The sequence below is a fragment of the Halothiobacillus sp. genome, from assembly GCF_028710545.1.
Lineage (GTDB): Bacteria > Pseudomonadota > Gammaproteobacteria > Halothiobacillales > Halothiobacillaceae > Halothiobacillus.
Genome location: NZ_JAQTTX010000007.1, coordinates 50,387 through 70,755, shown reverse-complemented (window position 1 = coordinate 70,755; position 20,369 = coordinate 50,387). Strand labels below are relative to the sequence as shown.

Below are 20,369 nucleotides of genomic sequence, written 5' to 3'. Positions count from 1 at the left end.
CCAAAATCCAGTTCATCCGCAGTACAATTTGGCATCGGTACAGCTCCCCACAAAATCTTCGTCGCACGCTGATTTTATGCGGGTTTCAAGGCTGTGCCGATACCTCCTCGGTGAAATATCCGGGCTAGGTTTTCGGGCGATGCGGTAAGTTTTTTCTATGGCTTATAACCATTTTGTTTGGTCTGATTCGAGCGACAATTTATGGGGTTTTGGTGGTGCTTCAAAAAATTCATTCTCCATGATGCTCCGCATCAATGTGTAGATAACTCATGTCCGCTGGAAAACTGCCAGGTGCGCGTAATGACGATTTGATCGAATCGGGCGGCCAGTGCGGGCGGAAAAGGCGGGTAGGGCGAGGCCAACTGAACCAATCGCCGCGCGGCTGTATCGATTTTCGAATTGCCCGACGATTGCTGGATGGCGATATCCAGAACGTGACCTTCTTTATCGATTGTTACGGCAAGAATCAACTGCCCGGATATTTTTTGGGAAATCAGGTCTTGGGGATAGTGCGCATTGCCATAGGCTTCGACCTGTCGCTTCCAGTGCGACAGGTAATCCCCGGCCGGGCCATTGATTGTTCTGCTGGTCAGGAAACCCGTTTTCAGGGAGCGGCTCACGGCCTCATTCAGGCGGTTGAAGGCATCCGGCGCGGCATTTGTGGTCGGTGTGTCGGTGATGCCGTTATTGCCTGCGGTGGTGATGCCTTTGCCGGATTTTGGTTTTTGCAGGGTGTTGGTCTGTTCGCCCGCAGCGCTGGCCAGGGCTTGGGTTGTTATCTTGTCGTTGATCTTTTCGGATGGCGTGGGACTGGCATCGTTGGTCTTGGCTGCCAGCGGGGCATCCAGCGTCAGTTCGATCGGGCGGGGTGGTGGCGGACTGGGCTTGTCACCGGTGAAAAAAATGGTGAGAAACACGGCGTGAACGACCAATGCGATGAGCAGTGCGGCGCCGAAGCGTTTGTCGCTATCGATGAAGTTTTGATCGAGTGCCCAATGATCCATCATTCTTCCTTGTGGTTGCAGCGCGTCTTGCTCATAGGTGATCCCAGCGCTGACTTTACTCCGCTATGAGGTGAGTGGCAGTCAGACCGGCGACAGGTTCGACGAGGTGCAACTTGTCCTGCATACGTTGATTCATCCAGAGTTGGCCGGTTTCTTCCATGAACAGCACGCCGTCGAGTTTGAGTTTGCGCACCATATCGGGCACCTGTTCCGGTTCCAGCATCATGACACCCTTGGTCGCGCCATCACTGATTGCGTAATGGTTTGCCCACACCGTGCTGCCCGCAATCCGACGAACGGGGCGCGCGGTTTTCGGGTTGATGATATGCGAATACGCTTCGCCTTTGTAGATAAAACGATGTTCGTAGTTGCCGGAACTGTTGAGAGACTGGTGGCCGTTGGGCGCCGTATTCCCAGAAAGATCGATACTGGCGAGTACGCCCCGCTTCAGGGGGTTTTCGATGGCCAAGTGCCAGGGCTTGTCGCCCGCCTGCCCGATCATGAACAGATCGCCGCCCGTATCGAACAGGCAGTTCGTAATCCCCGCCTTTTCGGCTGCCTGGATCACGAGGTGCCCGGCGTAGCCTTCCGCGCAACCGTTGAAGTCGAATTGCACGCGTTGGTTGGTGACGCGGACTTCCAATCCGTCGACATGCACGTCGTTCATGGTCGGGCGATGTTCCAGCCAGGCATCGAGGAACGCTTCGGTCGGTAGCGGATGCGATTCGGTGACGTGGCTGTTGTGAAACCCCCAGGCGGCGATCAGCGCGCCGATGGTGGGATCGAACGCGCCATCGGTACCTTCGAACAGCGTTCGGGAAATGGCAATCAGCTCGATGATTTCCGGCGTGGCCGCCGCCTTGCCATGGGCGGCCAGTTGGGCGTTCAGTCGGGTGAGATCACTCGGTTTCCAGGGGTGGATTCGTCGGTACAGTGGCTCGACGATGCCCGCAGCGGCGTTCACCGTCTGTGTGATGGCTTCAGGCGATTCATTGGCAAATCGCAGCGTCATCGGCATGTTGAAGACGGTGAATCCTTCTTCGACGATTCGGGTTTCAGACTTGGTGCAGCCTGAAATCAAAAGCGGGCTGGCGGCCAGCGTGGCCAGGAATTGGCGTCGAGTCAGCATGAAGGTTCCGTGATGCGGGGTTGGGCCAAGTTCGACTATTGGGGGGAACTCAAGTTCTGTTCGCGTGGACGCCTCAGGCGTTTGGCTGCCAGGAAATCGAGTAGCTGTCCGGCGGGATCATTGTGGCAAACCGCGTCGATTTCCCGTGCACAGGTCGGGCTGGTGACGTTGACTTCCGTCAGGTAGTCGCCAATCACATCCAGGCCGACAAACCAGAACCCCGCCGCGGCCATGTCCGGGCCGACCCGGGCGGCAATTTCCCGGTCTCGCTCCCGGAGGGGCACGACCTGCCCGCGCCCACCTGCGGCAAGGTTCGCCCGGAATTCATCTGCCCGCGGCACACGCAACAGGGCGTGATCGACAGGTTCGCCATTGATCAGCAAGATACGCCGATCGCCTTCACGCACGGCAGGCAGGAATTTCTGCGCCATGATCAACCCGTGTTGAATCATGGTTTCGATGATGACAGCGGTATTGAGATCCCCTGCTTGAATCTGAAAAATGGAACTGCCGCCCATGGCATCCAGGGGTTTGAGCACGATGTGCCCGTGCTGACTCAAAAAGTCGCGAAGCTGGGCTGGGTCACGCGTTACCAGTGTGGGCGGGCACAGATCAGGATAGTGCTGGGCCAGAAGTTTTTCATTTGCTGCACGCAACGCGTTGGGGCGATTGGCAACCAGAACCCCCTGACGCTCCGCCAGCGCCAGCAGCGCGGTAACGTAATGATAATTGAGCGTGACGGGCGGATCCTGGCGCTGAATGATGATGTCGAGTTCAGCCAGATCCTGCGTTTGTGCCGGGCCGAGTTCGAACCAGTCGGTGTTGCGATCGAATACGATGATGGTGTGCATTCGCGAACGGGGAAGGCCTTGCTCGGCATAGAGCCACTCCGGTTCCAGATAGAACACGGACCAACCTCGGTTCTGGGCGGCCAGCAAGAGTGCGAATGAGGTGTCCTTGTAGGGTTTGATCCCGGAAATGGGGTCCATCAGGATGCCGATCTTCATGCCGCATCGCCCGCCATTTGTTCGGTGGCGGCATCCGTTTCACGGATCTTCTGATATTCGTATGCGGCAGCGAGCAGGGCGAGACGCGCGACCACACCGTACACGTAGAGTCGATTGCGCTCGCTGTCCGGTGAACTATCCGGTGAAGGCAGGCTGCAGGCTTCGTTGAACGGCAAGGGCACAAAAGCCGCGCCCGGCGAGTTCAAGCTTTCATTGATTCCCTTTTCCGTGTGCACGCGGTAGAAACCGCCGACGACGAAGTGATCAACCATGTAGATGACCGGTTCGGCCACATAGCGATCATCGTCTTGATGAATGGAAACTTTTTCGAAGCTGTGTACGCCTTCCTGTATCAGTACCCGATCGATGCCCAAGCCTTCCTTGCTTGCACTCATGCGGGTGCGCTGCTTGCGGTTGAGTTGGGTCACGTCATCGGCGGATTGTGCGGTCATCACGCCCATGCCATAGGTGCCTGCATCTGCCTTGATGACGACGAAGGGCTTTTCCTTGATCTGATGCTCGTCGTACTTGGCCTGAATTTCGGCCAGCAGTTCTTCAACCTGAGATTGCAGGCAGGTCTCGCCCTCGCGTTTGAGAAAATCGATGTGTCCGCAGTCGCGCATCAAGGGGGATAAATACCAGGGGTCGAGATCAATGGTCGCGCAGAGTTCCTGGGTCAGGTCCTGGTAGATCGAGAAGTGCTCGAACTTGGAACGCTTCCACCAGCCGAGTTCGACCGGTGGAATCACGGTTTGTTCGAGATCCTCCAGAATTTCCGGACGCCCGCCCGAGAGGTCGTTGTTCACCAGAATGGTGCAGGGAGAGAATCCATCCACTTCGATCCGTCTGCCGACACGACATATGGGGTGCTGGGTAAGCTTGCGGCCGGATGGCAGATCGAAATTGACCGGCTCCGTGATGGGTTCCAGTGAGCCGACGCGCACCCCGAAACCGGCCATTTCAACGAATGCGACCAGTGCGGCCAGTGATTCGAGGTAAAAAATGTTGCGCGTATGGCGTTCGGGGATGATCAGGATGTCCTTTGCTTCCGGGCAGGCATGTTCCACAGCGGCCTGAATGGCCTGCACCATCAGCGGATCGAAAATATGATTGAGGTTGTTGAAGCCGGCCGGAAAAAGGTTGGTATCGACCGGCGCGAGCTTGAAGCCTGCGTTCCTCAGGTCGACGGAAGCATAAAATGGCGCGGGATGCTTGAGCCATTGCGCACGGAACCAGGCTTCGATTTGCCGGTGGCAGCGGATGATATGCGACTCGATATGCAACAAGGGGCCGCAATAGTGGGCGTCCAGTTCTGGGTGTGGGGTGCGCAGTGCTTCGGAAGGCATTGTTTATTTTCTCTGTTTTATCAGTGTGGTGGATGTTTTTATCCTTGCCGGATTATTCCCGTTCAGCGGGTAAGCATACCTGTTATCGATATGACTGTGGCAATGGTCAAGGCACATAGTGTAGGCAATGGAACTGCACCAATCATGGCGATTTTGATGCAAGACGGGGCTGGTCGGCCCGTTGTAAACTTCGACACAACGCGAATTAATTGCCAAAGCAGCTTCCCTTGGGTACATTCACTCCATTGGATTTAGCGAATCGCCTGTTTGACAGGCCTCTCACCACTACTGGGTATCACACCATGGATCAATCGAACGAAACGACAGCGGGTGCCCTCGCGTTCCCTGGGCTTAAAGTCCTGATAGTCGATGACAGTAAAACCATTCGTCGTACCGCAGATAGCCTGCTGTCCAAAGCAGGTTGCGTGATCGAAAGCGCGGTTGACGGTTTTGATGCGTTGGCAAAAATCGGTGATTTCTCGCCCGACATCGTCATCATCGACATTCTGATGCCACGGCTTGACGGCTATCAAACAACGGCAATCATCAAACACAACGCTCGGTTCTCCCGCACACCGGTCATCCTGCTGTCGAGCAAAGACAGCATCTTCGACAAGGCACGGGGTAATATTGTCGGCGCGTCTGATTATCTGACCAAACCGTTTACCAGCGAGGAGCTTTTCGGCGCAATCGGCCGGTTTGCTACCGAGGGTGCGGGCGCTTCTACCAACGCAGCTTGATTCTTAAGTGTTTTATCGAGTGGATTGGTTCTGACGATTTTTGGATGAATTTGAAACTTGTAAGGGAAGGTTACTGTGGCACATATCGTTGTTATCGATGATTCACCAACCGAAGTTTATGTTCTGCAAACGATGCTGGAGCGTAACGGACATCAGGTGTCGGTGGCGAAGAATGCTGAAGAAGGCATTGCCCTGGTCAAGCAGGCTCAGCCCAATGCCGTGTTGATGGATGTGGTCATGCCCGGCATGAACGGATTCCAGGCAACACGTGAACTGAACAAGAACCCGGAAACATCACACATCCCCGTCATCATTGTGACGACGAAAGATCAACAAACCGACAAAATATGGGGCATGAGACAAGGTGCCAAAGATTACCTGGTCAAGCCGGTCAAAGAGGCGGACTTGATGAGTATTCTCACAACCGTGCTCCATTGACTCCAGTCGGGGGTGATTTGTGAATTTATTTGACTATCTATGTTGGGTTGAATCCGAGGCGGCCGCCCATGCGGTCGGCATGCCGAAAACGGATAAGGTCGAGTCAACCTGGCAGGCTGTGCTCTTCCGCGCAGGGGGTAGAAGAATGCTGGTGCCGTTGGTCCAGGTTCGCGCCATTTTGCCTCCGCCTCGGCAGGTTCGCATCCCGGGCGCGAAGCCCTGGGTTGTCGGCTTGGCCAATATGCGCGGTGAGTTGACCGGGGTTTACGATCTGGCGCGCTTGTTCTTTGATCTCCCGTCGGAACCCGGCCGACATTCAGTCGTCTTGCTTGCCAAAACGCAGCGGTTCAGCGCCGCTTTCATCGTCGACCGTTCCTATGGTATTCGCCAGATCCCGTTCAGCGCCGAGCGCGCCGTGAAAGAACCTCATCTGCAAGGGGTTTTAAGGGAAGTGCGCATGGATAACGACTGGTTGCCGATCTTGAATCTGGAAGCACTGGTGGAAAGTGATCAATTCATGAATGCAGTCGCTTGAATATATTTTGAAAGATTGGAATTTCGATCGATTTCACAACAGGGATTTGGCCTGTTATACAGCTAGGAGTGGGCAGTAGCTATGAGTCTTGGAGTTAAGTTGGGCGGTCTGAGCCGCCAGGTCATCGTGCTGGTCGTGGTCGCGGCTATTACCTTGTTGGTTACCGTCGCGATTTTTATTCTTTCCGCAAAGAACGACCAGACCTTGTTGGAACGTCGTCTCGTGGCTTCCCAGCTTGAACGTTCGTCACAGGAAATGACGATTGAAACACTGCGCGCTGTTCGCGGTAACAAGGCTTCTTTCGATACTGTGCTCGCCCTGCGCGCCCAATTCATTTCAGACCTGAATGCACTCAGCGGTAAAGATCCCAAGCGTCCATACGCGGGCGTTCCAAACGAGCGTAAAGCCGAACTGGCCAAGGTTCAGAAGATCTGGGATGAATACAACCTCGCCTTGGCCAAGGTGCTTGAGGGGCAAAAAGCGATTTTGGGTGTGGGTGATCTGGCTTCTCAAATCAACCAGTTGCTGCCGGATCTGTTGTCGAGTTCCGACGAAGTGGTGCAAACCCTGATTGCCGCTCAGGCCAGCCCCCAGGTTGTCTATTTGGCCACCCGGCAGCTCATGCTGGTCGAGCGTATCGGTTTGACCATGAGTGAAATCACATCGGGCGGACAGAATGCTGCCAATGCTTCTGACCGCTTCGGGCGAGATGTAGCCCTGTTCGGTGGTGTGTTGAACGGTTTCCTGAATGGAAATCGGATGGCGCCTCAAATCAACGATCCTGCGGCGCGGGCGAAATTGCGTGATGTGGCGGTGTTGTTCGCCACCGTCAACCAGGGCGGTTCCGATTTGCTGTCCGAGGCACCGACTTTGCTGGCGGCCAACCAGGCCGCGCTCAAGATCGACAAGATTGCCGGTGAGTTTACAGGTGATGTGTCCAAGCTTTCTTCCGCCTTGGCGCAAGATCAGACCAATGCCGGTCAGTTGGCTTATTTCGGTTATCTCACCGGTTTGATCACTTTGCTGCTGCTGACCTGGCTGGGTGTTGTACTGGTGCGCGATTCCAAGCGAGATCAAAAAGCGACAGAAGCTCAAAATCAGCGAAACCAGCAAGCCATTTTGCGTCTGCTCGATGAAATGATGACCCTGGCGGATGGTGATTTGTCCTCACACACCACGGTGACCGAGGATATTACCGGCGCGATTGCCGACTCGGTCAACTACTCGATCGATGCCCTACGGGATCTGGTCGGGACGATCAACGACACCTCCGTTCGCGTGGCCAGCGCCGTACAGCGTTCACAGGCCGATTCGCGTGCGCTGGCGGAAACTTCCCGCGTCCAGGCAGAGAAGATCAGCTCGGTATCCGATGCCATCGCGCAAATGTCCGATCAGATCGAAGCGGTATCCTTCAATGCGCAACAATCAGCGTTGATAGCGCAGTCCTCGGTTGATGTGGCTCACCGTGGTGGTGATGCCGTGCGTGAAACGATTACAGGCATGGCCAACATTCGTGAGCAGATTCAGGAAACGGCTAAACGAATCAAGCGGCTGGGTGAGTCTTCCCAGGAAATTGGTGACATCGTTGGCCTGATTACCGACATTGCCGACCAAACCAACATTCTGGCCTTGAATGCGGCGATTCAGGCGGCCATGGCCGGTGAAGCGGGGCGTGGTTTCGCGGTGGTTGCCGATGAGGTGCAGCGTCTTGCGGAACGTGTCGGTAAAGCGACACGTCAGATCGAATTGCTGGTTAACACGATTCAGACCGATACATCAGAAGCCATGCTGGCGATGGAACAGACCACGACCAACGTGGTTAGCGGCGCAACACTGGCTGAAAATGCCGGTAAGGCACTCCGTGAGATTGAGACCGTTTCACTGAACCTTTCCGAGCAGATCAGTGAAATTGCGAAGGTTACCGAGCAAGAAGCGCTTGTGGCCACAAATCTTCGAGAAACAGTGAACAATATTCGAACCGAAACCCAGGAAACAACGGATAAGGCGACGCGTGCAGCGGATGAAATCGGTGCGTTGGGTTCGCTCTCGCAAGAGCTCAATAACTCGGTGGCTGGCTTCAAGATGCCTGATCGTTAGTATTTGGGTGTTTGGTTCCCCTTATAACATGAGGGTGTTTATTCCGATTCGTGAACAAGGCTGTCCTTAAGTGTCGCGTGTCGGATTCGAATTCTTAAAGAATGATCGTTCTTTCAGTCGTTCGGTCGGCTGAAGTAACGGCGGATTCGGTGGTCAAAGGACTGTCGATCACATCCTAGGAGCGGTTTGTGACTATGCGCACAGAATCAAAGGTGGACTCAATTGTTCTCGATTGGCTCAGGGAAGGGCTGAACGAGAAAATCGATCAGTTACTGCGTGCACTTGAAGATTTGAGCAGCGGTGCGGGCGGTAATGAGCTCGTTTTCGAGTCCTTGCAGGCCGTTAAAGCCATTGATGCCGTTCTGGCTGTCTCCGATTACCAACTTTTGCGCGTCATGCTCAAAGAGCAAATGTCCGCGCTCACTCAGTTGGAAACCAGGCCTGAACAAGCCGAGTCACTGGTTACGACAGTAACCGAAGCGGCGTGGATGCTGCGCGCTCTGTTGGATCGGTTGGGCGTGGGTGCAACCGTGAACGCCATGAGCCTGCTACCGATGATCAATCGGTTGAGAAAGTCTCAAGGGCTCGCGGAAGTCGATACGGAAAATGTATTGGCGCGCTCGACCGTACTGTGGTCAGAGAGTCGCATATTCGTCAATCCCTACGTTGGGCGCATTGCCGCAAAATCGGAAGAGAAAACCAAGTCGAATCAGTTGCTTGTCTTAATGGAGCAGCAGATTCTTCTGCTTATGCGTGGTGATGTGGCCGCGATTCCTGAATTGATCCAAACGTTTGATCGGATTATCGAACGGGAGGTCAATCGAGCAGTTGTTGTGGCCACGCGTTCCTTTGAGGAATTGTTGGGCGCAATTCACCAAGACCAGGGACGTTATCTGCCTTTGGCCAAGCGCATGATCGGGCGAGTACTTCGCCTGTTCCGAATGGAAATACAGGGGCGTGATTCGCTGGCCATCCGTTTCGAGGCGATTGAGTTTTCCACGGATATGCTCCTTGAGCTGGTCCGTGTGCTGCCGGAAGACAGGGAGTTGTGTGGGGAGCGGGTCAGTTCTTGGCACCAGATGCTTTCTACCGAGGGTGAGCGTGTCCGCTTCCTGGGGTTGGAAACATCGGCCTTGACAGAGGTTGCACAAGTGCTTTCTGAAGAGCTTAACGCGGCTCAAGATGTGCTTGATTTGTTTGTTCGAGGCGCCAAGAGCGATCTTGAGCCTTTGGTTCGTATTCAACCAAGACTTGAGCAGATCGTCGGTGTGCTGGCTACTTTGAATTACGAGCATGAGTCGGCACTGATTCAAGGGGCATTGGAACAGCTGACCCAGGTAACCCGCGGAAGCGTTCTGCTTGATGATGATTTCCTGATGCAACTGGCCGTGGCGATCATGACCACAGAGCAGGTGGTGTCGCAAATCGGGCACTTGATTGTGGATGACAGCAAGTCGTTAACCTCGGTCGATCGTGTTGTCAGCGAAGCGCTCATTCCGCTTGCCACCGCGTGTTACGAAGATGTCATTGCCTCCAAGGAAGCGGTCAATACGGCATTGAAGCCAACCGATCAACCGGTGGCTTCGGATACACTGACCAATGCCGTACGCTTGATCGCGGGTGTGCGCAATGTGCTGGAAATGGCCGAACTCCGGGCCGCAATGCCATTGATTGATGGCCTGCATCGCTGGCTTTACCTGCATGTCAATAATCTGCAGCTCGTGCGAGCCGAGACTATTTCAGCGCTCGCCGAAGTGTCAGCGGCTATTGAGTTCTATCTCGAAAATTTGCGCGACCATCAGAAAGAGATCGTGCAGTTTTTGGATGGCGCGTTGCAGTTGTTGCCGGTCTTGAATGAAGGCGCAGCGGTTATCGAAGGCGATCGGGCAAGAGAAACCGCTGAACCGCAAAATCTCGACCTCGGTATTCAAACGCCACATACCGAAGAGCCCATGCTGCCTGTGGACGAATCATTGGCCAGTATGGATGATCTGATTGCGCAGCTGTCCATGCCAGGCCCGGACGAGATTGTTGAAGAGTCCAAGGCCCCTGAATCCTCTGAAGTCCTGCATGCTGAAGAGACGGAAGTTGACGGGATAACCGCAGAAACCCTCGACCTGCCCGAAACTCCGCAGACAATGCCCGTCGAGGAGAGAGAGCCACAGCCTTCAGAACCCGTGCCGGATGAAGAACTCACGTTGGCGGGTTCAGAAGAAACAAACCTGCATGAACAACAGCCTGCTGATTCTCAGAGTGAGCCGGAAACAGCATTTGTCGCTCCTGAATTGAGCGAGGAAGCGTCGGCAGAACTGCCATCGAGTGAACCGATGCAGGAGTTTACTGAGGCTGCCTTTGACCTTGGCGATCTGGATCTGACAGAGCGTGGGCAGGAAGCCGGATCGATCGAAGAAGCGGCTTTTGAAGAAGCCGAAACCGAAACTGGCTTTAATCAGCCCACGACATTGACACCGGAGTCGACAGTCGATCAGGAGCAACCTGAGTCCACACTCGGAACAGTATCCGGTGGGACACCGCAATCGGAAGTCGAGCCGCTGCCGGATTTTGAGACACTCGATCTTTCTTTGCCTTCTGCCGAGTCGGAGCCAGTCGAATCATCAATCGAATGGTCATTCCTGCAGGATGCCTCCGAGCCTGCCATCGACTTGTCGCTACCGTCGGAAGAAAACCAAGAACCTGATCAGGAACATCCATCCTTTCTGGCGCAGGCAGCCAATCCTGATCTGACGCTTGAAATCCCTTCATTGCCAAAAGCTGGGTCAGACACCGAGCCAGACGCTGGGCGGGTATCAGCGCATGAACCGGAAGCGGAGATGGTTTCCAGCACCGAGATGGAAGAAACCAGTACCGCTTCCGCAGAATCAGGGTTTGAAGAAACTCTGGACGAAATCGCTATCGAGATGCGGGAAGTTTTTGCAGAAGAGATGCAAGAAGAAGTGCCCGCGCTTGTGGCAGCGGCCCGGGCATGGTCCAACCAAGGTGGGCGAGATCATCTGGTCACGCTCCGTCGTGGTTTTCACACCATCAAGGGCAGTAGCCGGATGGTTGGTTTGACCGCGATTGGCGATTGGGGCTGGGCCTATGAGCATCTGCTGAATCAAGTTCTGGACGACCGCATAACCAGCACGCCCGCATTGCGTGCCGATGTGCTTTCGGCCGTCATGCTGATGAACGAGGCATTGCCGGTCTTATCGAAGGGGCAGCAACCCCCCGTGTCGTATTGGCAAGAGTCGCTGGGCTGGGCTGAGGCCTGGAGCAATGGTCAGCCGGTGGATGAAACCACATCTGAATCAGCCGTTACCGAGCCAGCCATTGAAGCGGAAATTCCGCTGACTGAAGCTGATATGCACACGGTTGAGGTGCAGGAACTTGCTGAAGAAGCACCGTCTGTAGCTGATGAAAAAATCCCTGAAGAAAAAATCTCTGAGGAGATCCCGTCGTCAGAAGAAATCCTTCATGCGACAGAAGAGTTCGAAACTGAAACTTCTTTCGATCAAGAAATTGCGCCTGATATCCATGCCGAAGCCGATCATTCTGTAGCGTCGTCAATGGCCGCCGCCGTTGCTGGCGAGCCTGAATCGGAACCAGCGCAGGAAGCAATCGAAGAAACAGTGCCTCAACCATTACCGGTTATCGAAGATCCGGTATTGCGGGAAATTTTCGATCAGGAATCCTCGGGTTATATCCAGCAGTTGCGCCACCAGGTCGATCATGCTCTGGTAAATCGGATTTCTCTGCCCTGCGACAAGGAGTTGGTACGACTGGTCCATACACTTCTGGGTTCTGCCAGAACCGCAGGAGTACAGCCGATCGCGCGTATATCCAACCGGCTTGAAGAATGGATTCGCTTGCTTGAAGAGCACCATCATTCACTTGAACATGAGGATCTGGCGATATTCCAGCGTTCGTTGTTAATGATGGATCGTTTGCGTCAATGGGCGATTGAGCCGAGCTTCGACCAACCGGATGAGGAGCCGATCGAAAGCGAAATTGCCGCGCGTATCGATCAATTGTTGGTCGAGTTGCTTTCCACTGAATCCGCAGCGGAAGAAGTGGTGGACGAGTACGCCGCATTTGCTTTGCCGGAAGAGCGTAAGTCTGCAGAGGAAGACGCCGCAAAAACTGTTCCCGCGGCACCAGAGGCTTCAACGCCTTTGTTCGAGCGAAGCGCCGCTCTCGGCATGTCGGTTCGTCCAGACGACCTGCCGGGAGAGCAGGATCCGGATATTCTGCAAATCTTCCTGGAGGAAGCCGAAGAACTGCTGGAAAAGGCGGATGGTTACATCGCCCACTGGCGTCAGCATCCGCACGATCTCGATTCCATCCGATTGTTGCATCGCAACCTGCACACCCTCAAGGGTGGGGCGCGCATGGCCGGTTTGTTGAATCTGGCCGATGTTACCCACCTGCTGGAAGATCGACTGGATCGCGCCAGAGATCGGGGCGGTGAACAGACCGATGTCCTGATTAACTTGGTCCAACACACCTATGATGCATTGGGTGAAATGCTGGATCTGGTTCGACGCCAGGCACCGATTCCTGCCCAGATCAAGTTGTTGGCCGAGATTGCGAACGAAGGTTCGGCTCATGCCATTGAAGCACTGGTCACGGATGATGAAGCACTGCGGGAACCGGTAGCCACTCAGGAAGAAGAACCTGCTGCAGTTGCTCCATTCGAGCAACCGGTCGAAGCACCTGCTGATGAGACGGCAGTTACCGAATCAGCCGAGATGATCGAGTCGGCCGAGACCACTGCGCCGCATGCCGCGGCCGTGGCGAACGAAGTGCGAAGAGAGCAGATTCGTGTCGATGCGGACCGGATCGATGAATTGGTCAACCAGGTTGGCGAGAACGTCCTGTTGCAGGCCCGTGTGGATCGACAGGTCAATGGTTTCGAACGGCAGTTGTTCGAGTTGCAGCAGACATTGACTCGTTTGCGCGGTCAGTTACGGCGTCTTGAAATTCAAACCGAGTCGCAGATGAAAGCCGAGTTGATGGCTGAAACGGGCTTGAGTGCCGAGGAATTCGATCCACTCGAATTCGACCGGTTTACGCAGGTTCAGGAGTTGAGCCGCGGCATCATGGAAAGCTTGGGCGATATTTCGAGTATCGAAGAAGCCATGAGCGATATTACCGAGCAGTCTCAATTGCTCTTGCTGCAACAATCCCGTTTGGGGCGCAAACTGCAGGATGGCATGTTGGCTCTGCGGATGGTTCGCTTCAATGACGTCGTTGGGCGTTTGCGCCGGATCGTCCGTCAGGTCGGCGATGAAATGGGGCGCAATGCCGAGTTGATCATCCACAATGGCGAGACCGAGCTTGACCGGGTCACGATCGTAGGGTTGCTGCCTTCGCTGGAACACATGATCCGCAACAGTCTGGCCCATGGTATCGAGTCGCCCGAGGAACGGCGTGTTCTGGGTAAACCGGAAGTCGGGCAAATCGAAATCACCATTGAAAGTGCGGGCGGTAACGTCACGCTGGAGATGAAAGACGACGGTCGCGGGCTCGATCTTGATGCCATCCGTCGCAAGGCGATTGAGCGCAAGCTGATACCGGCGGATATCGATCTTTCCGATGATGAAGCGCGCGCCCTGATTTTCCTGCCGGGCTTCTCGACTGCGGGCAACGTATCCCAGGTGGCAGGCCGCGGCGTGGGCATGGATGTGGTTGCAGGCGCTGTCCGGGAGATGGGCGGTTTTGTCGATTTGCAGTCCGAGTTCGGCAAGTTCACACGGATTCAGCTCAACCTGCCGCTGACTCAGGCCATGACACGCGGGATCCTGGTTTCGGTTGGCGACGACCAGTTCGCCATTCCTTACAAGGGTGTCGTGTCCGTAACCCGGATGACTTCCATTCAGCTGGCCGAACAGTATGCGAGCCCGAAACCGGCAGTAACGCTCAATGGCGAGCAATACCCTCTGTTCTATCTGGGCGAGTTGCTTCGCCATGAACCGTTCAATGCCACTGCACAGGAAGTGGGTGTCCGTCCTGTCTTCCTGTTCAAGCTGGGTGAGCGCCGTTTTGCAATTCAGGTTGATCATCAACTGGGTGGAATCCAGTTGTTCGTGAAATCCCTGGGGCCGCAGCTTGGTCGTATCCCGGGCCTGTCCGGGGCCACGATTTCCGATGATGGCAATGTGATCCTGGTGCTTGAGCTGTTCGAACTGGTGCGTCAGTTCCAGCGTCGGGATGATCGTCATCTTGATCTCACCGCCCAGGTTGGCGCGCGTCGTCGTCCTGTGGTGCTCGTGGTTGATGATTCCCTTACTGTGCGGAAGGTTACCGCGCGCACGCTGGAGCGGAATAATCTGGATGTGATCCTCGCTCGGGATGGCGTCGAGGCGCTGGGCTTCCTGCATGAACAAAAGCCGGATGTGGTTCTGACCGATATCGAAATGCCGCGGATGGATGGTTTCGAACTGTTGGGGGCCATCCGGAACGACGAGCAGACACGTAATGTGCCGGTCATCATGATTTCGTCACGCACCGGGCAGAAGCACCGCAGCCGGGCCGAAGCGCTGGGTGTGAGTGCGTATCTTGGCAAACCTTATAGCGAAGCGGACCTGATCGAACGAATCGAGAGCTTTATTTCGGGGGTTCGTGGTCGGACGGGAATGTTTGGGGCTGCCATGGCAGAAGATCACATGATCCTGAACAATGAGGAGCAGGGATGAGTAATTCAGACGAATCCACGATCGTTGCCGGAGCGGCGGCTACCAACGAGAGTCACGCCAGTGAAGGGGTGGGATCGGTGGCATCAAAAACTGTGCGGATCGTGCGCCTGCCGACACAGGTCAGCGAGATGGAAGTGATTGTGCCCTATGCTTTGGTTGCAGAGATCACCGAGGTCATGCTGCCGGAAGGCGGTACGCATCTGAGTCGACTGGATGCGGCCATGGTCGATTGGCGGGCTCAACGGATACCGCTGGTCAGTCTGGAGGCTATGCTGAACGAACCATTGCCGACGATTGGTCAGCGCGTGCGTTGTGTTGTCCTGTATGGCACGAATCCTGACATTGCCTTGCCTTATTACGCCGTGCTGCTCTCCGGGGTTCCCCGCTCCGAGGAAGTAAACGCACAAAGCTTTTCCGAAGATGTTTCAAGTGAGGGCGGGTTCTGGCATTCGAGTGCGGATCTGGGCGGGCGGCGTGTCGGGATACCCGATATTCGCCTGCTTGAATCGCAGATTGACGAGATGCGTCTGCGGTTCGATCGGGATACGACTTCTGCCTGAGGCGCAGTCCTTTAATCGGCTTTAGCACCCATGAACGACAAGCCCCTATTTCTGGGGGTTTTTCATGAATACCTTTTTAATCTCATTCTGCTTGCGCATTTCGGCGCAAACGATCCTCCATCAATGGGCAGTGTGGAGATTGCTCGACCTGATTGTTAGGGTTTGAGCAACCATCATCACACTCAGACCCAAGCTGACGTAGAGACTGGTGGCTGCCATGTAGTGACCCAGATAGCCCATCACGCGCTGAAGATAGTCGCCAAGCGACAAATCGGCAAAATGCCCGGACCATGCCCAGAAGCTGAGGTTGGAGAGGGCGAAAGCGGCGATAACACCCAAAGTCAGCCAGCCGGTGACAGCCAGAATCGTCGTGAAGGCTGATTCATTCGGGCGCATTGAATGTCGGCTCAGTCGACCGGCACCCCAAAGGGCACCGTAGGCCAGCAGCAACCCCGGATAGGCGGGCGAGAAGCATCCGGTCATGCCCAGACCGTCTGTCCACACGGCAGCGAGATCGATGACGACGGCCAACCCCATCAACGCAACAAGCATCCAGCGGGCGCGCAGATACAAACCTGCGAGGAAGAAGGCCGCCCAGGAAGTGTCGGCGATATGCAGCACCGCGCTGAAGTGGTGGTAGCGCGTGGCAGCCATCGACAAAACAAGAATGACGAACAGAATCAACTGGGCGCTGGGTGTCGGTTTGTCCAGAAAAGTGGCGTGCGACGATGCCTTGAGTTTGCTGTGATGGGGAATGGTTTTCATAATTAATCCTGAACGAAATAGCGCAAGGTCTAAGTAAATGCTGATTTATTCCATCCTTGGAATAAATCAGCTCGCTCATCGCGGTACACGCCCGCGATGGCTCTCACGAATCAAAGACGTACGTCTTTGTTCGTGTTGGGGCATCCTGCCCCAAGCGGGAAGCACTGAATAAATCAGCGCTTCCCTAAGACCTGAACTGTGACGAAATACTGAGCAGCTTCATTCAACTCCTAAACTTGGCCTTGATTATCGCAGTAAATGCTCCACATGGAAAAACGGATTCATATTCTCCGGTTTTATGGAGGGGGTGAATCCGCTTCGACTTGGCCCAATGACGATGGGGGCTCGAAATTACAATCCGTAACGCAGCGTAAATAACACGGTACGTCCCGCCTGATTGTAGTCGTAGGCGGTCTGGTATCGCTTGTCCAGAACGTTACTCAGTTTCGCCTCAATGTGCCAGTTGCGACCATAGGCGTAACTCAAGCGCAGGTCTGCGGTGGCGAAGCCGTTATTGATTTGGCTAAACGTGGATTCATGCGTTGCCGTCTGGCCTCGAACGGTCGCACCCATGCGCCAAGCGCCGAACTTTCGATCCACATCAATCCGTCCGCTCCATTTGGGTTGACGGGGAATGCTTAACCCCGTTTCCCGATCCACGGCAGAAATCCAGGTTGCATTGCTGTTCAATACCCAGTTCTGATCATGCCAGCCCAGTTGCCATTCCGCGCCGATCGATTGCGCCTGGTTAATGTTGTAGGGCACAAAGTTCGTGCTTGCGCTGGAGGCAATCAGGTCGCGGGTACGGGTACGGAAAGCCGTCAGGCTGGATTTCCAACCGTTATTATTCTGCCAGTTGAATCCCAACCGGGCGGTACGTGCGTGTTCCGGCCTAAGATCCGGATTGGCATAACCGCCCGGGTAATAAAGAAAATTGAAACTCGGCACATGAAAGCCGGTGCCATAACCACCGGTCAACGCCAAAGATGGATTGAGTTGCCAGCTTAAATCGACCGAGCCGGTATTGGCCGTGCCGAACTGACTGTTGCTGTCATGGCGCAACGCCGTTTGGATGGATAAATCGGCAATTTGCGTGGCGTATTGGGCAAACAAACCATTGTTATGACGGCTGGTCACATCATAGTTCACGCTGCTGGATACGTGATCGTTCAGGCGGTCCGCACCCAGCGTCAATAACCCCTGACCGATACTAAAATCGTTGGCGAGGCTGAATGAATCCTGCCGGCTGTTGTATTCGGAAACATAACTGCCGTCATAGTATTGGGTCTGGCGTTCGATATTGCGCCCGGCACTGGCGCGCAGCTGCCAGATGCCGATTTTCATCAATGCGCCATCCAGCCCGAAATTCTGTTGCCGGGAACGCTGCTGATTACCCGCAAAGCTGCTGCCGTCGTAATCGGTGAATGCGTTGGTTCCCAGCCAGTGAACGCCGAGGCGTGCGCCGTTGTTGCCGGTGTAGTTGAGGCGGGCATTGGCCGAATTGTTGCGATAACCGTCGTTATCCGGTTGATTGACCGCGTAGGGTGATCCGGTTGTGTCGGTGTAAGCGTTGAACCCGCCAGTACCTTGGTGTGATGCACCGATCGAATAATCGAACGGGCCATTGCCTCCGCTGACATTGGCCGAGGTCTCGAAGGTTTTATTGCTGCCACCGGCGATACTAAACGAAGGTTGGATGCCTTCCTTGCCTTTGCGCGTAAAAATCTGGATTACGCCACCCATGGCATCCGCGCCGTATTGCCCCGAACGTGGGCCCTTGATGATGTCGATATGATCGATCAGGGCGACCGGCAGGTTTTCAAGGTAGGCCGCACCCGCCGTAAGCGAACCGATTCGCACGCCATCGATGAGCACCAGCGTCTGACTGCCGCTCATGCCCCAGATCGAGGCTGTCGTGAGTTTGCCCGGCCCGCCCTGATTGACCAGATTCATCCCCGCCCGGTTTTCAAGCAAAGACAAAACCGAAGTGGCTTGCAGCCGATCGATTTCTGCGCGGGTGATGACCGTTTCAGGCACGCCCGCAAAAGCGACCGGCGCGCCGTGACTGGCGGTAACGTTTACATCCGGTAGGGTAGAGGGCGTACCGGCCAGTGCAGATAAGGGGATGGAACAAGCGGCCAGGCATGCGCTGGCCAGCGTAGTGCGACGTGTCCGGTGACGACTGGACATGGGGAATTCGAACATGATGAAAACTCACGATCTGGGCGCGCCCACCGCACGCCGATGTGGAAAAAGCTTGAGGCCGGTCTCCGGGCTTGTGCTTCATCTCCACGAAACACCTACCGTTGCGGGGGCAGCGCAGGATTCACCTGCTTCCCAGTTTCACCCAATTCCCGAAGGTTGTTTCCCCAACGTCTTTTAACGATGAAAAACAACGTGGTGAGAATTGGACACCTCGTGCACGAGCCGCGCATTTTGAGGCTTGGATTATTTTGGTCAAGAGGCGATCACCTGAATTTTTAATATCATCAAGCCGAATCTGCTGGATAGGTTGAACGAGGGTTAGCGGAGCTCGGTATTTCTCCCCTGAAAAGGATCGGGCAAGCGGTATACTGGTCAGCAAGAATAAGTTTTTAAGTGGATGTCGATATGCCGGTGGAACAGCCTCCCAAGATGTGCGCGGTGCGACCGTTGGCGGCAACTCGCTTGTTCGCCGTCGAAGCGGTGGATCTCGTTTTTGCCAACGGTACCGAGGTGACATTCGAGCGACTGGCGGCAAAGGGGCGAGGCGCTGTTCTGGTGGTGCCGATTCTTGATGACGGAAGGATCGTTCTGATTCGTGAATATGCCTGTGGCACGGAGCGTTATGAGCTTGGGTTGCCCAAGGGGCGGATCGATGGCGACGAGCCGATCCTGGATGCGGCAAACCGCGAACTCATGGAAGAGGCCGGTTTCGGTGCGGCACAATTGACCCTGCTGCGTGAAGTCACATCGTCCCCCGCCTATTCGGCTCAACGGACGCACATCGTGCTTGCGACGGGACTTTTTCCCCAGCGTTTGCCGGGTGACGAGCCCGAACCGTTGGAGGTAGTGACCTGGCCACTGGATGACCTCGACCGGTTGGCTTTTGATGGGCAGTGCAGCGAAGCGCGTTCGATTGCGGCACTGTATCTTGCCCGAGCCCATCTGGCTCAATCTGAGTTAGTCGATTTCAAGAAATCCGTAAAATGAAAATCTTCCCAAAGGCCGACTGACCCATGAATGACTGGCTATCTCTTCGTGAACCCGTACGTACCATCGCTGCACAGGCCGGTGAGGCGATCATGCGCGTTTATGCCGGGGATTTCGACATCATGCACAAGGCCGATGATTCGCCCGTCACCGAGGCTGATCTGTGGGCGCATCGGGTCATCAAGTCGGGCTTGAAGGCACTGACTCCAGAGCTTCCGGTGCTGACCGAAGAGGGCGGCTTGCCGGATTGGTCGGTGCGCCAACATTGGTCGGACTATTGGCTGGTCGATCCGCTGGATGGCACCCGGGAATTCGTGAAACGAAACGGCGAATTTTCCGTCAATATTGCGCTCATTCATCAGAATCAGCCGGTGCTGGGTGTGGTGTACGCCCCGGCTACCGGTGCCGAGTTTGCGGGTGTCCGGGGCGTGGGCAGTTGGCGTTTCACCGCACAGGGGGCGCAACCGCTAAAAGTTCGACCTTTGCCGAATCCAACGATCACACTGGCCTTGAGTCGTTCGCATGGCAGCCGTCGCGAACAGGCGTTGATCGACGCACTGACCGAGCACGTGGGCGAACCGCAGGTAATCCGTTGCGGTAGCGCCTTGAAAACCTGTCTGGTGGCCGAGGGTCTGGCGGACCTGTATCCCCGATTCGGGCCGACTTCTGAATGGGATACCGCCGCCTCGCAGTGTGTGCTTGAAGCGGCGGGTGGACAATTGATCGACCTCAATGGTCAGCCGCTCACCTATAATCGTCGCGCGATGGTACTCAATCCGTCGTTTCTCGCTTATGGTGAAAGCCTGCCGTTGCCCTTGGCGCAATTGGCGCGGATTTCAGCCGAATAAGCAGACCCTGCCG

The 20,369-nt window shown here is 55.4% G+C and carries 14 protein-coding genes and 1 riboswitch; of the genes, 8 read left to right on the top strand and 6 right to left on the bottom strand.

Annotation, left to right across the window (positions count from 1 at the left end; all coding sequences use genetic code 11):
- Positions 1 to 251: 251 nt before the first annotated feature.
- From PHD44_RS02445 to gshA, 4 genes are read right to left on the bottom strand one after another with little or no spacing between them, the layout of a single operon-like run.
- Entirely contained in the window at positions 252 to 1,004 is a 753-nt protein-coding gene (locus PHD44_RS02445) for an energy transducer TonB (RefSeq protein ID WP_300187730.1), read from the bottom strand.
- A gap of 55 nt (positions 1,005 to 1,059) precedes the next feature.
- Positions 1,060 to 2,133, bottom strand: coding sequence for an FAD:protein FMN transferase (locus tag PHD44_RS02440; RefSeq protein ID WP_300187727.1), 1,074 nt, complete (start codon positions 2,131 to 2,133; stop codon positions 1,060 to 1,062).
- A 35-nt stretch (positions 2,134 to 2,168) separates the two neighbouring features.
- Positions 2,169 to 3,140 (bottom strand): glutathione synthase, encoded by a 972-nt coding sequence (gshB, locus tag PHD44_RS02435; RefSeq protein ID WP_300187724.1) that lies wholly within the window; start codon positions 3,138 to 3,140, stop codon positions 2,169 to 2,171.
- Entirely contained in the window at positions 3,137 to 4,486 is a 1,350-nt protein-coding gene (gshA, locus tag PHD44_RS02430) for a glutamate--cysteine ligase (RefSeq protein ID WP_300187721.1), read from the bottom strand. Before gshA ends, gshB begins: the two co-directional genes overlap by 4 nt.
- A 302-nt stretch (positions 4,487 to 4,788) precedes the next feature.
- Here gshA and PHD44_RS02425 point away from each other — a divergent pair, with 302 nt between their 5' ends.
- The 6 genes from PHD44_RS02425 (at position 4,789) to PHD44_RS02400 (ending at position 15,551) form a co-directional block, all read left to right on the top strand.
- Positions 4,789 to 5,226, top strand: coding sequence for a response regulator (locus PHD44_RS02425; protein WP_300187718.1), 438 nt, complete (start codon positions 4,789 to 4,791; stop codon positions 5,224 to 5,226).
- A 75-nt stretch (positions 5,227 to 5,301) separates the two neighbouring features.
- A complete protein-coding gene (locus PHD44_RS02420) occupies positions 5,302 to 5,664 on the top strand; it encodes a response regulator (RefSeq protein WP_300187715.1) in 363 nt (120 codons plus the stop codon).
- A 19-nt stretch (positions 5,665 to 5,683) separates the two neighbouring features.
- Positions 5,684 to 6,199: a chemotaxis protein CheW gene (locus tag PHD44_RS02415; RefSeq protein WP_300187712.1), complete on the top strand. Its 516-nt coding sequence runs from the start codon at positions 5,684 to 5,686 to the stop codon at positions 6,197 to 6,199.
- An 81-nt stretch (positions 6,200 to 6,280) separates the two neighbouring features.
- Positions 6,281 to 8,296, top strand: a complete 2,016-nt coding sequence (locus tag PHD44_RS02410) for a methyl-accepting chemotaxis protein (protein ID WP_300187709.1) — start codon at positions 6,281 to 6,283, stop codon at positions 8,294 to 8,296.
- 194 nt (positions 8,297 to 8,490) lie between these two features.
- On the top strand, positions 8,491 to 14,991 hold the full coding sequence (locus tag PHD44_RS02405) for an Hpt domain-containing protein (RefSeq protein WP_300187706.1): 6,501 nt from the start codon (positions 8,491 to 8,493) through the stop codon (positions 14,989 to 14,991).
- Complete coding sequence (locus PHD44_RS02400; protein ID WP_300187704.1) at positions 14,988 to 15,551, top strand: chemotaxis protein CheW; 564 nt, start codon at positions 14,988 to 14,990, stop codon at positions 15,549 to 15,551. Before PHD44_RS02405 ends, PHD44_RS02400 begins: the two co-directional genes overlap by 4 nt.
- A gap of 120 nt (positions 15,552 to 15,671) precedes the next feature.
- On the opposite strand, the gene PHD44_RS02395 is transcribed toward PHD44_RS02400, so the two are convergent.
- Positions 15,672 to 16,316 (bottom strand): hypothetical protein, encoded by a 645-nt coding sequence (locus tag PHD44_RS02395; RefSeq protein WP_300187702.1) that lies wholly within the window; start codon positions 16,314 to 16,316, stop codon positions 15,672 to 15,674.
- A gap of 351 nt (positions 16,317 to 16,667) precedes the next feature.
- On the bottom strand, positions 16,668 to 18,506 hold the full coding sequence (locus PHD44_RS02390) for a TonB-dependent receptor (RefSeq protein ID WP_300187699.1): 1,839 nt from the start codon (positions 18,504 to 18,506) through the stop codon (positions 16,668 to 16,670).
- A 53-nt stretch (positions 18,507 to 18,559) separates the two neighbouring features.
- Positions 18,560 to 18,703, bottom strand: a riboswitch (cobalamin riboswitch).
- 223 nt (positions 18,704 to 18,926) lie between these two features.
- Between PHD44_RS02390 and nudE the strand changes: the two genes are divergently transcribed.
- Complete coding sequence (gene nudE / locus PHD44_RS02385; protein WP_298219157.1) at positions 18,927 to 19,508, top strand: ADP compounds hydrolase NudE; 582 nt, start codon at positions 18,927 to 18,929, stop codon at positions 19,506 to 19,508.
- 26 nt (positions 19,509 to 19,534) lie between these two features.
- Entirely contained in the window at positions 19,535 to 20,356 is an 822-nt protein-coding gene (gene cysQ, locus PHD44_RS02380) for a 3'(2'),5'-bisphosphate nucleotidase CysQ (RefSeq protein WP_300187696.1), read from the top strand.
- Positions 20,357 to 20,369 lie beyond the last annotated feature (13 nt).